The 14,947-nt window shown below is 49.2% G+C and carries 14 protein-coding genes and 1 tRNA gene; 10 read left to right on the forward strand and 5 right to left on the reverse strand.

From position 1 onward, the window contains the following. Nucleotides 1-73 precede the first annotated feature (73 nt). Both ABEQ74_RS18400 and ABEQ74_RS18405 read right to left on the reverse strand, forming a co-directional pair. Nucleotides 74-1,459 (reverse strand): RsmB/NOP family class I SAM-dependent RNA methyltransferase, encoded by a 1,386-nt coding sequence (locus tag ABEQ74_RS18400; protein ID WP_430123563.1) that lies wholly within the window; start codon nucleotides 1,457-1,459, stop codon nucleotides 74-76. Between the two features lie 208 nt (nucleotides 1,460-1,667). Further along, complete coding sequence (locus ABEQ74_RS18405) at nucleotides 1,668-2,831, reverse strand: GGDEF domain-containing protein (protein WP_430123564.1); 1,164 nt, start codon at nucleotides 2,829-2,831, stop codon at nucleotides 1,668-1,670. 112 nt (nucleotides 2,832-2,943) lie between these two features. On the opposite strand from ABEQ74_RS18405, the gene ABEQ74_RS18410 reads away from it, so the two are divergent. The 3 genes from ABEQ74_RS18410 to ABEQ74_RS18420 are packed head-to-tail and all read left to right on the forward strand — an operon-like array spanning nucleotide 2,944 to nucleotide 8,597. Then, nucleotides 2,944-4,080 (forward strand): glycosyltransferase family 4 protein, encoded by a 1,137-nt coding sequence (locus ABEQ74_RS18410; protein WP_430123565.1) that lies wholly within the window; start codon nucleotides 2,944-2,946, stop codon nucleotides 4,078-4,080. A 9-nt stretch (nucleotides 4,081-4,089) separates the two neighbouring features. After that, nucleotides 4,090-5,397, forward strand: a complete 1,308-nt coding sequence (locus ABEQ74_RS18415; protein WP_430123566.1) for a metallophosphoesterase family protein — start codon at nucleotides 4,090-4,092, stop codon at nucleotides 5,395-5,397. Further along, nucleotides 5,394-8,597 carry an AAA family ATPase gene (locus ABEQ74_RS18420; protein WP_430123567.1) on the forward strand — a complete coding sequence of 1,068 codons (3,204 nt, stop codon included), beginning with the start codon at nucleotides 5,394-5,396 and terminating at the stop codon, nucleotides 8,595-8,597. Before ABEQ74_RS18415 ends, ABEQ74_RS18420 begins: the two co-directional genes overlap by 4 nt. A gap of 54 nt (nucleotides 8,598-8,651) precedes the next feature. Here ABEQ74_RS18420 and ABEQ74_RS18425 read toward each other — a convergent pair whose 3' ends face one another. Beyond that, nucleotides 8,652-9,698 (reverse strand): YkvI family membrane protein, encoded by a 1,047-nt coding sequence (locus tag ABEQ74_RS18425; protein ID WP_430123568.1) that lies wholly within the window; start codon nucleotides 9,696-9,698, stop codon nucleotides 8,652-8,654. Between the two features lie 253 nt (nucleotides 9,699-9,951). Here ABEQ74_RS18425 and ABEQ74_RS18430 point away from each other — a divergent pair, with 253 nt between their 5' ends. The 4 genes from ABEQ74_RS18430 to ABEQ74_RS18445 all read left to right on the forward strand — a co-directional run bounded on the left by ABEQ74_RS18430 (nucleotide 9,952) and on the right by ABEQ74_RS18445 (nucleotide 11,697). Further along, entirely contained in the window at nucleotides 9,952-10,521 is a 570-nt protein-coding gene (locus tag ABEQ74_RS18430) for a xanthine phosphoribosyltransferase (RefSeq protein WP_430123569.1), read from the forward strand. Between the two features lie 110 nt (nucleotides 10,522-10,631). After that, nucleotides 10,632-10,961 carry a hypothetical protein gene (locus ABEQ74_RS18435; protein WP_009594840.1) on the forward strand — a complete coding sequence of 110 codons (330 nt, stop codon included), beginning with the start codon at nucleotides 10,632-10,634 and terminating at the stop codon, nucleotides 10,959-10,961. Nucleotides 10,962-11,079: 118 nt separating this feature from the next. Beyond that, on the forward strand, nucleotides 11,080-11,295 hold the full coding sequence (locus ABEQ74_RS18440) for a hypothetical protein (RefSeq protein ID WP_430123570.1): 216 nt from the start codon (nucleotides 11,080-11,082) through the stop codon (nucleotides 11,293-11,295). 72 nt (nucleotides 11,296-11,367) lie between these two features. After that, nucleotides 11,368-11,697: a carboxymuconolactone decarboxylase family protein gene (locus tag ABEQ74_RS18445; RefSeq protein WP_430123571.1), complete on the forward strand. Its 330-nt coding sequence runs from the start codon at nucleotides 11,368-11,370 to the stop codon at nucleotides 11,695-11,697. 85 nt (nucleotides 11,698-11,782) lie between these two features. On the opposite strand, the gene ABEQ74_RS18450 is transcribed toward ABEQ74_RS18445, so the two are convergent. Then, entirely contained in the window at nucleotides 11,783-12,202 is a 420-nt protein-coding gene (locus tag ABEQ74_RS18450) for a hypothetical protein (RefSeq protein WP_430123572.1), read from the reverse strand. 180 nt (nucleotides 12,203-12,382) lie between these two features. On the opposite strand from ABEQ74_RS18450, the gene ABEQ74_RS18455 reads away from it, so the two are divergent. Together ABEQ74_RS18455 and ABEQ74_RS18460 are read left to right on the forward strand one after the other, a co-directional pair. Further along, a tRNA-Leu gene (locus ABEQ74_RS18455) sits at nucleotides 12,383-12,466 on the forward strand. A 249-nt stretch (nucleotides 12,467-12,715) separates the two neighbouring features. Next, the gene (locus ABEQ74_RS18460; RefSeq protein ID WP_430123574.1) at nucleotides 12,716-13,597 is read left to right on the forward strand and encodes a divergent polysaccharide deacetylase family protein; all 882 of its coding nucleotides are present in this window, start codon (nucleotides 12,716-12,718) and stop codon (nucleotides 13,595-13,597) included. A gap of 161 nt (nucleotides 13,598-13,758) precedes the next feature. Here the strand turns inward: ABEQ74_RS18460 and ABEQ74_RS18465 are convergent, their stop codons facing one another. Then, nucleotides 13,759-14,559: an N-acetylmuramoyl-L-alanine amidase gene (locus tag ABEQ74_RS18465; protein ID WP_430123575.1), complete on the reverse strand. Its 801-nt coding sequence runs from the start codon at nucleotides 14,557-14,559 to the stop codon at nucleotides 13,759-13,761. Between the two features lie 146 nt (nucleotides 14,560-14,705). Between ABEQ74_RS18465 and ABEQ74_RS18470 the strand changes: the two genes are divergently transcribed. Then, nucleotides 14,706-14,897, forward strand: coding sequence for a YqzE family protein (locus ABEQ74_RS18470; protein WP_430123576.1), 192 nt, complete (start codon nucleotides 14,706-14,708; stop codon nucleotides 14,895-14,897). The last annotated feature ends 50 nt before the right edge of the window (nucleotides 14,898-14,947 follow it).

A 14,947-nucleotide genomic window follows, 5' to 3' on the forward strand; every position in this document is an offset into this window, starting at 1 on the left:
GTTCAGATGTGTTATCCATTGCGTGAGGAATTCCATCTGGATGGTACATTCCGATTAGCAACAGTGGTGTTATTTAGGGATTTCGCAATCCTTTGGGCAGGTGATTCTTAAGCTGTCCTCCGCTGGCTTTGCCCCAACCAAGGGGAAGTCCATCGGTGGTTACGAGAGTCCAGCCTTGATACTCAGGAGGGACCGAGAGTACCTCTCCTCGCAAATAGGCATTCACCTCGGCAGAGCCTGAGGGCAGATCCCATTTTTTGGCGGCCTGGTCAGGACGCAGGGACATCGCCAGCGCGTGGGCGGGTTCGATCCGATTCTTCTTCAAATGGCCCAGATGAAGTCCGGCACGCGGTATCTTCAGCCCTTTCAGCTGCTTGTCATCCCATATCAAACTTTCGCTGAGTGGCAGCCAGTACAGTGTTTCACCGAAAATAATAGGCGTGCCGTCGTTAAGCTCAAGACCGGGAATGTTTTCCTTGGCCCATTCTTGGAAATCGGCGAGAGCCGAAGCCGCAGCAGTTTGCTTGCTGTTCCGATGCGATCTGGTTTGAGATTTGCTGCTGTCGGAAGATGAAATGAGGTCTTCATGAAGAGATGTGGCATTTGCAGACTTGACCAGGATCGCAACAAAATGTCCCTCACCCCGCTCCAAATGCGGCCATAGACGTTTTATGAATTGCAGCTCCATATCGGGATAACGGGAGATGATTCGCTCGATCATCTCTTCATTCTCGGCCGTGTTAAATGTACAAGTGGAGTAGGCTAAGGTTCCGCCCGGTTTGAGCATTCGGTACGCTTCCTGTACAATGTCCCACTGTCTGGCGACACATAGGTCTACATGTTCGGGTGACCATTCGGTAATCGCCGCAGCGTCCTTTCGAAACATGCCTTCACCGGAACATGGGGCATCCAGCATGATCCGGTCAAAGCAGGCAACGAAACGGTGGGCTAGCTGATCGGGTGCCGCGCACGTAACGACTGTATTCGTAATTCCCATCCGTTCCACATTCTCAGCGAGGACACGGGCCCGTTCAGGATGAATTTCGTTGGAGACAAGCAGTCCTTGACCCATCAACTTCGATGCAATATGAGTGGTCTTGCCTCCGGGAGCGGCTGCGAGATCCAAGATGGTCTCTCCAGGTTGCGGATTCAGCAATTCTACAGCAGACATGGCCGAGGGTTCCTGAATATAATATAGTCCGGCGGCATGATAGGGGTGCTTGCCTGGACGAACGCTTGCCTCATAATAATATCCGGAATCACACCAGGCTACCGGCTCAAGCTGGAATTGCTGGATGAGATTCTCTACGTTCTCGGCGGCATGGATCGTCTTGAGCCCATTTAAACGCAGCCCGTGGGTGCGGGGCAAATCATAGCTGTCCCAGAAATCGCAAGAAGCGTCACCCAGAATTTCATTCATGTTCGTGACATAGCCAACAGGCAATAGTTCCTTTCCCATTCGTTTAATAGCTCCTTCTTTAGAATAAAGCACATTTTATCATTGTGCCTCGCGCAAAGGCAAAAAAATCCCTGGTCAGAGACCACCCGGTTCTCTGTCTTTAAGGAATCGGTCCTTAGTTTATCACGTTGCTGCCGGAATAGTAAAGAAATGTAAAGAAAAAAAGACTGCCCTCTGTAAGCGAGAAAGGGCAGCCTTACGGTACGAGCTATCCGATGGATTCCACGGGTTCTGACGATACGTTTCTTAGGGAGCGGTAATCGGATACTTTGTTTTTGCCAGTTGTTTTGGATTGATACATCGCTTTGTCTGCTTGTTTCATAAGTTCATCGCCGCGTACTCCCTTACGCAGCACGCTGTATCCAATGCTGATCGTGACGATGGTTTCTTCTGCGACTCTGGCTCGGATATTCTCGGCAACCTGCGCTGGCTTGATTCTGCGGTCAATCACCAGGGCAACCAGCTCCTCACCACCATACCGGCCTGTAATGCCGATTCCATCAAGTTCTTCTTCCATAATGCGGGAAACTTGCTTCAACACTTCATCCGCTTTTGCATGACCCTGCGTATCGTTTAGTTTCTTAAAATTGTCGATGTCGCAGAAGATGGCGGAAATTTTTAATTCCTGTGATGTGTAGTGATCCAGAAGCTTCATAAAATGTCTTCGATTAAACAATCCCGTCAATCCGTCCGTAATGGCCGATCGATAGATCGACTGCATCAGTTCGACAATGCGGATGAACAGAATAAAGCACACGACACTATAGAAGATGACCGGCAGAGAAAGCGCCAAGGCTTGAAGCGTCGGTGACAAAGCAATTGAATAGGTATGTATAGCTTGCAGAATTACCCAGAGAACGTATACCGTAAGGCCCATCGCATATTTAATCGGTTGCCCGATGCGCGGGGTGACTTTCGTAAAGGCCAGATAAACGGCAATGAGCTGGAAAACTTCTAGATATATTTTTTTCCATATCGGATCTAAGGTGAAGGGAAGGAAGGATGCGAGCATGAGCGGCAGCATAAGCAGTGCCACTGACAGTAATGGAAGCCAGTATTGCATGGTCTTGATTTTACGGTACAGCATGACAACCGAGATGTTCAGAAGGACGAATGAAAAAAGTTGGATGTTACGCAGAATGTCCGGCTCCGCTGCAAAAACAGACAATCCTGTCCATGCTGAATGGATGTTCAGACCCTCGTATGTCATAATAAAAAAGAAAGCTGCGGCCATATAAATATAGGCACTCTTGCGCTGCTTGCTGTACATAAATAAACACATCATCAGCATCATGAGAGCGATATAAGCCCCGCATACAGCAAAGATGGCGGGGAGTGGAGAAGTGGACCAGTAGCTCAATTCATAGGACAAATCGATTCACTCCTATAAAAGGATAGATTTCCTTTGCACGAAACATATGTTCTAATATATCATATCAAAAAAGAATCGTAAAAAGAGATTCAAGAGAGAAAGGGGGATCCCCATGAAACTTCTTCAAGCTTTATTCTTCCCTCCTGAACAGCCGGGCGGCGTCTCGTCCATGATTCCTTATTTACAGGAACGATTCAATTCCACTCGTTGGGAGATGGAAATGTTCTGGCTGCCTAAACGGATCCGCAATAAAGGACATGATGAACCGGTATTTCACACCTTTGATTGGAGAGAGTTCGAAGGGAGTCCCATTGTAGCTAAGTACGTTCAAACCTATCAGGATTATCTATGGTGGGCGCGCCTGCGCATACAGAAGCCTTATGATCTCATCCATAGCCATCACCCTATTGCAGGCATGACGATGAAGGCTGTCTTCCCTGAAGTGCCGCTCATTCAAACTGTGCATTCCAGTTACGAGCGGGAGCTGATTTTGAACGGAAGAATCAAGGAAGGGGAGCTTGAGCACCGATTCCTCGTTTCGTTATACAGAGAACTGGAGTATATCAGTGATCGTTTGCTCACAGTGTCCAACTCTTTTAAAAAATATATGTCTCCCTATGTGAATACGCCGGAATCCATTGGTGTCATTCATAATGGCTTTGATGATAAGCGATTTAAACCCGTGCCGCATGAAAATGCAGTGCCCCAGCTGATAACGGTATGCCGTTTAGTACCTGCCAAAGGATTGGATATATTACTGCAAGCCTGCGCGGAACTGAAACGGAAGGGATATGATTACGTCCTACATATTATCGGCGACGGACCGTCCCGTCATGAGCTCGAAGAGATGGCCAAATCATTGGATATCTATCAGGAGACGATTTTTTACGGATATACGCTGCATCCTGAAGAATTTATGCCGTTCTTTGATATTTTTGTGCTGCCATCGAGAGCAGAGGCATTCGGCTCGGTGTTTGCGGAGGCAGCACTTAGCTGTCTTGCGCTCGTAGGCACCGATGTTGGCGGAATTGCAGAGCAGATTGAGAATGGGGTAAACGGTTTGCTTGTTCCATCGGAAGACCCGATCGCTCTCAGCAATGCACTTGAGAAAGTCATCAGCGATCCGTTATACCGTTACGAGCTGGCCCGCACTGCTTCGGATAAGGCCAAGAGTCAATACTCGCTCTCCAGAACTGTGCATGAGCTTAAAAAAATGTACCTGAAATATCAACCCAAGAAAGAGAGTTAAATAACGATTATGGCGTCTTTTCGATTTATTCATGCTGCGGATTTGCACCTGGACAGTCCATTTATCGGCATAAGCGGACTTGATGATAGCCTGCGGTCATTCGTGCAGGAATCAACCTTCCGTGCGCTGGAGCGTCTAATGAAGCTTGCGATCGATCAGCAGGTTGATTTTATCGTTATAAGTGGAGACGTATATGATAGCTCCCATATTTCCCTGCGGGCACAGCTGCGCTTCCTGGATTTCCTTGAGCGTTTGGGAGCGGAAGGGATTGCCGTATATGTCATCCATGGCAATCATGATCCGCTGGATAGTACCAAGCTTTCCATGAAGCTGCCCTCCCATGTACATGTATTTGGAGCCGAGCCAGGCAGCGTCACGGCGAAACGCCGCTCGGACCATCAGGAAGTAGCTGTGATTACCGGAATGTCATATCCGACCTCTAAGGTAACGGATAATATTGCGCTACGTTATCCAGCACCCTTATCAAGGCTTTATCATATCGGACTATTGCACGCGAATGTGGATGGAGACCCGCAGCATGAGACGTATGCCCCCTGTTCAAAAAAGGATCTGATTCGAGCCGGTTATCATTACTGGGCGCTTGGACATGTTCACACCCGTCGCACCTTGCAGGAAACTCCTTATATCGTATATCCCGGCAATATCCAGGGCCGGCATGTACGGGAGACGGGCCCCAAGGGTTGCTATGTGGTTGATGTGGACGATAATTTTAACACGAGGCTAAGTTTTCATGAGCTGGATTCCATGCGCTGGGTCATCATTGAAGCACCTGTGGATTCTTGCCGGGACGTCGACGAATGGAGACGGTCTCTGGCCTCCATTCTTGCACGGACAGCCAGCGAGAATGCAAATCAATTGAGCATGGTGCGTGTGCGCATTACGGGACGCGGACCAGTTCATCGCCAGCTTGAAGGCGGTTATGTACTGGATGAGCTGCTGGCCGAATTGCGAAGAAAAGAGGCCTCGAAGGGGGCGACAAACGGATATCGCGGATGTGTCTGGATCGAAAGCTTCTCCCTTCAGTCCGGTGACTCCTTCGATACGCAGCGGCTGCTTGCCGAAGACAGCTTCGTGGGTGATTTGCTGCGCCTTGTCCGGTGTGAACAGGAGCAGCTGCAGGCGCCTGACGGAGTTATAGCGGCCAGCCTGGAGCCTTTGCTTGAGCATGCAGAAATCCGCACCCTGCTTGAAGAAACAACACCTGATGAGATGGAGGACTGGGTGCGCAGAGCAGAGGAACTGACGCTTGGGTTACTGTTACGTGATCGCTTGCAGGAAGAAGGTGTTGAGCCGTGAGACTTGAGCGGATCAACATTGAAGGCTTTGGGGGTGTTCGAGACAAGAGCTTCTCTATACATGCTCCGGTCACTGTGTTATATGGACCGAATGAAGCCGGAAAGAGCACGGTGCTATATTTTATTAGAGCCATGCTTTACGGATTTCCGGGCAAGGGCACGCCGGCAGAACGTGGGGAGCCTTCCGGGGAAGGCGTCCATGGAGGCGAACTGCGCTTTCTGGATCAAGAGGGGATACCCTGGGTAATCCGGCGTTACAACCGATCCAGAGAAGGAAATTCAGCCTTCGGCAAAGGCGAACGTGTACATATTCATCAACAGACGGATAACGGGATGGTGATCGAGCTCGGGCAGAAGGAATTGGAGCAGCTTGCTCTGGGCGGCATATCAAAAGATATGTTTCGTCAGCTCTTTGCCATTTCGCTAAGCGAGCTGCAGGAAATCCGGAATCTTCAGTCTGCCGAGATGAGCAGCTATCTGTTTCATGCGGGTATTGGCGGCGGCGCTTATATATTGGAAGCTGAGCGCAAGCTGTCGCAAGAGATGGATAAACTGTATAAACCGCGCGGCAAGGTACAGGAAACGGCGAAGCTTCTGCAGTCGATTGAGCATATGAGGTCCCGGGTTATGGAAAGCCAGTCGTATGTTGCCCGCTTTAATAAGGTAACTACAGCCATTCTGGAAATCCAGGAAAGGTTGAATTTGCTGGAACAGGAACACGACAGGGATGCCAAGGATGCATCGCTGCTTCGAAAAGCACAGGACATTCGTCCGGCTTGGCTGGAATGGCGTGAGGCGAAGCTGGCATTAAAGGATCTGATGAGCAGTGAGCATTTTCCACCGGATGGACTTGCCCGATACGAGAAGCTGCAAGACGAAGAACGTCATCTTATCACCCAGTCCATTCGTATAGACCAGGCGATAGAAGATGCGGTGGACAAGCTAAACGCCCTGCCTCCAAATACGTTCATGGAACAGTACGGGGAACGGATTGAGGAGCTATGGGCGAAGCGAAGCCTGCATGAAGCAGGGAATCGGGAGCTAGCCGAGCTTTCGACCGAATATAAAGCTCAAGAAATTCGGCTGGAACAGCTTCTTCGGGATATCGATCCGGCATGGACACGTGAAAAGCTGTTATCTCTGCCTCTATCTGCGTCAGACCGAGAGGAGGTTCGGCGATTAGGGGCGGCCTTCGCGGGGTATGATCGCCGGATGGAGGGGCTCTTCATTGAGCAGCGTGCCTCTCAGCGTGCCGCCGCAGCTGCAGAATCGGTGCTCCGGGAAGCCAAGAGGCTGCTGCGCGAGGAAGTGGCTCGTGGACAAGAGGCCTTTGCGATGATTAAGCCCAAGGCGCCCCATGAGACTGCTGCGCTCTGGAGCCAGCTTCAACTGGAGATCGAGCATTGGCGAGAGAGGAGATTGACCCGTGCTTCGTCTGAGCCTGCCTCTTCACGCCTTACGAAAAAAGGCAGTCGTTTGCCTCGAATACATGCAAGGCTGCTGGCGGGAATGGCTGTAATGACGCTGCTATTGGCAGGGGTCATGTTATGGGCGTCAACACCAGCAGCTGCTGGAATTACGAGTATTGTGATGCTGCTTGGTATGGGCTACGTATTCTGGAACGGTCGGCATGGTCGTGAAGCACAGCGGGCAGCTTCAGATGATTCGCAGGTTCTGGATGAAGGAGGAATCGAGCGGGTTGACCAGCTCTATTCCAGACTCGTCTCATCTCCTTATGCTGCTGTCTCGAGTGAGAATACGGATGGACGCCGGCATCTAGCCGCAGCACTGACTCGCGATCCCGTCAGGATTGAAGTACAGATGCGTGAGCTTCGAGCCGTGATGGAGGGCTGGCAAGCTTGGCGGCAGCGGCTTGATCGATTGACGTCTGACTGTGCAGCGGCTGAGGAGAAGTCTGCTCTGCAAACTGCGGAATTAAAGACGGTACAGAACACGGTTGAGCAGGAGGAAAGGCGCTATCTGGAGCTGGAAAGGCAGTGGGAGGCCTGGCTGAAGTCCCGAGCTCTCCCAGAGAGTCTCTCGCCTGATGTGATGCTTGATGTGTTCATCAAAGTTGAGCAGGGACAGGAGTTAATCCGGCAGCAGAAATCGCTCGGAATGAGAATGGATGTACTGCTAAGAGAAGCGGAAGAATATGTTTCTCAGTGCAATGAAATCGTTACAGCAGAATCCAATGGGCGCATCGATAGCCAAAATTCCGTGGCTGGGCTTGATCATGTTCATTCTCGCTGGAAGGCATACCAAGAGGAATCCAGGCAGAGGAAGGTCCTTGCGGATCGGATTCAGGAGCTGCAGAACGAGGCGGCCGCGTTAGAAAGGGAACGAGAAGACGTTCAGCAGCGCAAAGCGAGTCTGGTTGAACTGTCCCAATCTGCGGATGAGGAATCCTTTCTGCGCATGGGAGCTGCCGTGAAACGACGGGAAGAGCTTGTTCAGGCGATTCGGCACCATGAAATCAGCATGTTTAGCGGGTGGGATGACACCGGGCGCCTTCAGCTTGAACAGCTGCTCGAGCATACGGATGCAGCCGGACTGGAGGCTCAGTGCATTGAGAAGGAGGCGTCCGTATCGGCGGCTGTGAAGCTGCGGGACGAGCTTCAGGAACGGCGGGGACGACTGCTCCAGGAACGGGAGTCTCTGGAATCTGCGGGAAACCAGGACTCTGCCTTACAGCAGCTGGAAGAGCAGCGTGCTGCCCTGCGCGAGGTCGTCGCTCAGTATGCGGTTCGTTCGATGGCTTCCGAGTTCATCAAACGAACGCGCCGCATATACGAAGAAGAGAAACAGCCGCAGGTATTGTTATTGGCTTCCCGATACTTCTCATTGCTTACCGGCGGGGAGTATAGCCGGATTGTGATGCGTATGGGCGATCAGAGTCTGCTTGCAGAACGTCCGTCAGGGCAGCTGGTGGAGAGCAGCCGGCTAAGCCGCGGTACGGCAGAACAGCTGTATCTGTCAATGCGGCTAGGACTGATCCAAGCGATGCCTCATGCGAACGGCATGCCTCTGCTGCTTGATGATCTGTTTGTTAATTTTGACGACAAACGGACAGGGTATGCGCTTCAGGTCATCTCCGAGATGTCGCAGACCCGGCAGGTTATTTTGATGACTTGCCACCAGCATGTGGCAAAGCAGGTAGAGGCAGCGATACCCGGTGCACAAATCATTACGATGCAGTAAATAAGAACAGGGCTTCCCAAAGGCAGGCGTCAGGCACCTTTGGGAAAGCCCTGTTTATTTTCCCCTCATCTCGGGAGTTCCGAAGAGAGTCAACCGGAGCACCCAGAGCAGGCACAGCCCTCCAAATATGGGATAGAGCAGGGATAGTAAGGAGCTAAATCCAAACTGGCTGAAGAAGTAGCAGAACACCATGATGCTCAAAGTAATCACTTTTGGTGATAGTGAGGTGCGCTGCTGTACCTGTAGAGTAATTCCGTAGATATTGGCGACGAAGGTGCTGAAGATTTCCAGAAAGATCAGAATGAGATAAATAACTTGAACCACCTGGCCCAGCTGATCGGCTATACTGCCCATGGGAATTTCATATTGAGAGATGCCGGGCATGTGGGCTGACATTGCAAAATGAGCTGCCATCAGCATGAAGCCTACGCCAGTGCCTCCCATAATGCCTCCCAAGGTTACGGTACGGGAGCTTTCTGTTTGGCTGCCGAGCGGGACTAGTACGGGCATGGCCATCACCAGATTAAAGGAAGTGTAGAGCAGAGGGGCAAGCCAGACTACCGGCAGGCTATGGTCTGTAGTAAGCGTTAAGAATCGGGTGGCGCCAGGTGTATGAATCGTCTGAGAAATAATAGCGACTGATAAGGTCAGCATCATGGGGACGACCAGGCTGTTCATGGTCATAATGGACTGGATGCCTTTCCTAAGGATGAAGTAGGTACCGATCATCGTGATGAACAATCCAGTTTGGTAACTCATATTTAGATGCTCCACAAAAACCGACCCGGCACCGGCAAGCATAATGCTGTTTACACCGAGCAGGATGACAAACATAAACAAGCTGATCCACACGCCGGCTTGTTCACCAAACAGATACTTGTTTAAATCTTCAAAAGATCTGGCACCGATCCGTCTGGAAATCGTCATGATTTTCGTTCCAAGCCAGATGAATAACCCTGTCGCAAGAACAATGGTAAGTGTTGCCCAATGGCCATACTGGGTAAAAAATTGAAGAATCTCCCGTCCGGTAGCAAAGCCAGCGCCAACAATCGTACCAATGTATGTAAAGGCGATTTGGAATACGCGAATAGAATGACGCAAATGCCGTGCCTCCCCTGTACGTTAATAGTTCTGCATAATACAAGGTATGCTTGGTTCCACTTGGACATGACTCCTACCTGTCCAAGATGAGGACTAGAAAGCAACCTTAGCTGGTGAACTATTGGGGAACGGAGGTTCATGTCAGAAATTGTGACGGAAACCGTACAGTTAAGTGACGGCGACCTCGGTTTTACTTGCCGTGCATAAAGGAATATGTTACTTTTACGACAAAGAAATCATGGGAGGGCTTTGGATGGATTGGTTGAAAGAGCGGATCGTTAATGAGGGTGTTGTATTATCGGATCAGGTGCTCAAGTTGGATGCCATACTGACGCATCAGGTAGACCCTGCTTTAATTATGGAAATGGGTCGCGAATTTGCAGCGAGATTTAAAGAGAGCGGTGTGACGAAGGTGGTTACTCTGGAATCTTCGGGGATTTCCGTTGCATTTGCGGCGGCGCTAGAATTAGGGGTCCCGATGGTATTCGCAAGGCGCAAGAAGACGCTGCTCGCTGATCCGGATGCCTTATGTGAACGGGTTCCGTCTTTCACCAAAGGAATCGTAACCGATATTATGATGTCGCGCCAGTTTATCGGCAAGGAGGACAAATTGCTCTTCATCGATGATATTATTGCAAATGGCGACGCAGCAAGAGGCCTAATCAAGATTATTGAACGTGCTGGCGCGGAATTAATCGGGCTTGGCGTCGTGATCGAGAAGAGCTTTCAAGCCGGGGCAAGAACGCTGCGTGAACAGGATGTGCGTGTGGAGTCGCTGGTTACCATCTCATCACTGGAGAATGGCAAAATTTCATTCATCTGAAAAAATGCCGAATTTTATTGAGATTTCCGCCTAAAAACGCAACAAAATCTTTTCGCGTTTATGTTTTTGGCTTATAATGAAGAGGTAGGCAAGAGAGAGGAGGAGGCACCATGGGGAAACAACCTGTAACCGAGCCGTTTTTGATTGAAAAGCTGAATGAAGCAAAGGTACATTTTGAACGTGCTTTGGATTGTAAACATACGGAGTTTGATGATCTATATCCCTATATGATTGAACATCCTCAGTTTTTCTGGTACAAACGCTATGTTGCCTGGTCGGAATTGCTGACGATTGCTGGATTATGCGAGGAGGTTTCCTTCGAATGGAAGGAACAGTTTACGCCCCAGCAAGTAGAGTATATTGAGAAGCGTGTCATGTCTTCCACTGTGCTTGATTACTGGTATGAGAAGAATGACAGCATCGAACCGGCACAGCGTTAAGTAGGATATAGAACATCTCATTATGGGATGTTTGACGATACGGCACTGCATTCAAGCGACCTAAATGAATTCATTTAGGTCGTTTTTTGCACAATAATATACTGGAGGAGGTATAGCGATGATTAGCGATGAAAGACTGGACGAGCTGCGGCTCTCGGGCGAGTTGGTCCGGGTGGTACGTGATGGGCTCGAAACCAATGATATTATAGGTTTTGTAGTGGCATGGGACCCGGAACAGGTCATTATTCGCCGCAGAAACCGACGAGTGGTAAAGCTGGACCGCCGCTACAGCTATCAGCTCAAAAAAGAGCCAAGAGTAAGTCCCATCGAATAGGGATAAGCATAGATCTAGAAAATGTCGGACAACTTAACCTCATACCTAAGTTAGGAAGAGGGGCTATAAGCGATGGAAATCTCCAATGACAAGATCACGGCGTACAAAAATGAAATACTGAATTTGAAGCAGACCATGCCACAAATGGCTGAGTCGTATCACCAGTTCACGGGAGCTTGCTTTCAGGAAGGGGAACTGGATGAGAAAACGAAGCATTTGATTGCACTCGGCATTGGACTGTTTGCCAATAACGAGCTGTGTACGTTCTATCACATGGAAGAAGCCCGTGCCAAAGGGGCCACGGATGCTCAGATCATGGAAACCGTTGCTGTGGCTTCGGCAGCCAGCGCGGGACATGCTCTCTCTCAAGGGCTGACTCGCGTACAACAGAACCTGCATTGATCGATAATACAAAAATAACCGTCTCGTGACTAACTTTAATGGTTAGGATAGTGAGACGGTTATTGTCTATTTACAGGGACAATCCTTAATGGTTGGAGACAGCAGCAGGAGCGTGAGACAGTTCGGAGGAAGCGGTATCTGGGGAAACCAGACCCAGATAGGCGCGCATACGATCCATCATCTCTTCACGGAAGGATGGCCATAGGATGTTGATCGATCCAATGTAGCCGCGGCATGCATATCGTGCCTGAATCCCTTCCTGGCTTTGCCCGACATCATACACCTTGATCGCACGCTTAATGAACTCCTGCTTCACTTCCCGAAGAAGCACGGCGGCCCGTTTGGCGCCATTGCCTACTACTTCTACGTATAATTGAGGGGTCTTGAAGACACCGCTCTCCTGAATGATCCGGCAATCCCGTTCAAACACTTTATGGATGTACATGAGCAGCAGGTAACTCTTGATCAACGCACGCTCTTCCCTGGTCACAGCTGGTATGGCCATCAACATCACCGCCTTTATATAGAAAATAATTATTCAATGAGAACTTATGTTCTTATTTTAACCGAAATACATGGTTTTAATCAAGTTCAAAAAAAATGTTGACTCGATTTATTTAGCGTGATATTATATATCTTGTCGCCGCTGATGTGAGCTTGGCTCAAGAGCGGATGATCATGATACGCGGTCGTGGCGGAATTGGCAGACGCGCACGGTTCAGGTCCGTGTGGGCTTACCCCCGTGGAGGTTCGAGTCCTCTCGACCGCATCAAAATAAACAGGTTCTTGTATTGGCTAACGCCAGCAAGAACCTGTTTTTTTGTATGTCCAAAAGATCAATCCTTTACCAGATTGAAGAAACAAATCAATTCAGTAAAATTGTTTATGGAAATAAATTCCTTGGTAATTTGATGAAGTGGATTATTTGCTGCGGATCCCCTTATTTCTACATATTTGCGTGCCTATTCTCAAACAATAAGATTTAGGCTGTTAGTAAAAATGTGAAAGGGGTGCAGATATGAGGGATCTATATATCAAAACGAGTATCTTGCTAAGCGTGTCATGGATGGCTATGAACGGCGTACAGACCGGATATGAAATCCGATCGGACAAGGTGGATGCTCCAGCTGCCCAGAGCAGGCTGGTACAACCTGAATTCACACAGCCAATCACGTTTGGTGAAGAACAGAAAGTCAAGAAACTTGCGATCATTATTGATGATTTTGGCAATAATCAGAAAGGAACTCGGGAAATGCTGAGTTTGCCTGTCAAAATCACGGCTGCCGTCATGCCTTTCCTGGCTACAAGTAGAGAGGATGCGGAAGCGGCGCATAAGCAAGGACATGATGTTATCATCCATATGCCTATGGAACCGAAGCGAGGACCTGCTTCCTGGCTTGGACCGGGTGCCATTCTCAGCTCGCTTACCGATCAGGAGATCCGAAAGCGTATGGAAACTGCCATTGATTCGGTTCCTCATGCCATTGGGATAAATAATCATATGGGTTCCAAGATTACAGAGGATAAACGTGTGATGTCTATTGTACTTGATGTGTGTAAGGAAAGAGGTTTGTTCTTTATCGACAGTAAAACGAACCACCGCAGCGTGGTGGGTAAACTGGCAGCAGAAAAAGGTGTGCCTTCTATAGATAATGACATATTTCTGGACGATGTTCACGCCGTTCAACATGTAAAGAAGCAGCTTCTGACAGCAGCACAGTATGCGGAAGAGAAAACATTCTGTATTGCTATTGGCCATGTCGGTGCATACGGAAACCGGACAGCGGAAGCGCTGAAAGGATCCATCTCAGAACTGCAAAAAAAGGTGGAGTTTGTCGGGATTAGTGAGTTGGTCCAGGAACGTACAAGCTGGAGACCCGATCTGCTGCCAAAGAAATAGCTGAAGGCAGGATGATCCATCTCGGCTAAACTTGAAGGTAAAACTGGTTTTAAGCCTAGATGTATAGGCCTTTGCTTACAAAAAAACAGCCTTCCATTTATGGAGCCAGTACATTACCGGTTCCCTGGATGGAAGGCTGTGTCAGTTAAAGCCATAGAGCGCTACAGAGCTGTTAAATAGCTGATGATACCATCGGCGATGGCCTCGGCAATCTGCATTTGCCCATTGCGGCTGGTTAATAGCTGCCGATCCTCCGAATTGCTGAGGAAGCCGGTCTCAACGATAACCGCCGGTACCTGTGTTTGGTTCAGTAAGTAATAGGCCTTGCCTAAGGTGATGTGGTTGTGGCTATGATAAACGCGATTTAATTTGTCTTGAATGATGTCCGCTAACAGGATGCTTCGTCCCTCGGATTGATGCAGAACGATGCCTCCTCGTTTGGAGGTGTTCTTTCCCCAATTCACATGAACACTGACAACCAGCTTGGTCGGAATCTCGCTGCTGAGCTGCTTACGCTGTGATAAATCCCGGCGATGTCTGGAAGAGCTGCGATGCCAGCGATTGTCATCGCTTAATGCATAATCGGCATCTCGGTTTAATATGGCATGGTAGCCTTCCTGCCGAAGAAGCATAAACAGTTTGCGGGAGATTGCCAAATTAATATCTTTTTCCAGAATATCGCCATACGAAGTTCCGCCATCGATTCCGCCATGTCCCACGTCAATCAGAACTACTTTTTGCGGGAAAGGATATAGATTATGGAGCTTGGCATGATCGTTTTCTTGCCCTGAAGAGGGTGTGGATTCGGGTGCCTCGGGTATAGCTTGGATTCTTATTTTGCTCTGGTGAACGGCTCGTAGGGGGTGTGTCTTGGCTGAATTCTCCATAGAACTGGCTTCCGCAAGGGTGTTTGGAATTGCGAGTGCAAGGAGAAGCAACCACAGCCCTGCTGCTTTAACCATGATGGATTCCTTCCTTCACGTAAAATATCGGCTTAATTAGAATGTGCATTTGAAGGAGAAATCATGCTGCAGGAGGACAACGTCTACAATGACTTGAAATGGAGCACACTGATTCTAATGATGGATTAAATGAGGAGTTGAGGCATGTGGCAAGCAGCGATGAATTAATTAAATATATTACAGAACGCGTAGTCCATTATATGGATACCCCTAGGGAGGTCCGGCGAAAATCAAAGGTAAAGGAAGCCTGGAGCACCCGATGGTTCGGCATGATACCTTTGTCCATGACACTGTGGAAAGAGGAGGTCACCTCCAAACGCAAACATAAGAAGAAGTAGGGCTTTATCATGTTAACGATTCATGATTGATTCCTCTTTATATCAGGTTA

Origin of the sequence: Paenibacillus solani (genome assembly GCF_050475945.1) — a bacterium.
In the GTDB taxonomy this organism is placed as follows: Bacteria; Bacillota; Bacilli; order Paenibacillales; family Paenibacillaceae; genus Paenibacillus_AQ; species Paenibacillus_AQ solani_A.

Excerpts from the sequence above, each read along its gene's own strand:
- ABEQ74_RS18415 (WP_430123566.1), top strand. The coding sequence starts at position 4,090 with ATGGCGTCTTTTCGATTTATTCATGCTGCGGATTTGCACCTGGACAGT.
- ABEQ74_RS18400 (WP_430123563.1), bottom strand. The coding sequence starts at position 1,459 with ATGGGAAAGGAACTATTGCCTGTTGGCTATGTCACGAACATGAATGAA.
- ABEQ74_RS18440 (WP_430123570.1), top strand. The coding sequence starts at position 11,080 with ATGATTAGCGATGAAAGACTGGACGAGCTGCGGCTCTCGGGCGAGTTG.
- ABEQ74_RS18465 (WP_430123575.1), bottom strand. The coding sequence starts at position 14,559 with ATGGTTAAAGCAGCAGGGCTGTGGTTGCTTCTCCTTGCACTCGCAATT.
- ABEQ74_RS18410 (WP_430123565.1), top strand. The coding sequence starts at position 2,944 with ATGAAACTTCTTCAAGCTTTATTCTTCCCTCCTGAACAGCCGGGCGGC.
- ABEQ74_RS18430 (WP_430123569.1), top strand. The coding sequence starts at position 9,952 with ATGGATTGGTTGAAAGAGCGGATCGTTAATGAGGGTGTTGTATTATCG.
- ABEQ74_RS18460 (WP_430123574.1), top strand. The coding sequence starts at position 12,716 with ATGAGGGATCTATATATCAAAACGAGTATCTTGCTAAGCGTGTCATGG.
- ABEQ74_RS18445 (WP_430123571.1), top strand. The coding sequence starts at position 11,368 with ATGGAAATCTCCAATGACAAGATCACGGCGTACAAAAATGAAATACTG.
- ABEQ74_RS18435 (WP_009594840.1), top strand. The coding sequence starts at position 10,632 with ATGGGGAAACAACCTGTAACCGAGCCGTTTTTGATTGAAAAGCTGAAT.
- ABEQ74_RS18450 (WP_430123572.1), bottom strand. The coding sequence starts at position 12,202 with ATGGCCATACCAGCTGTGACCAGGGAAGAGCGTGCGTTGATCAAGAGT.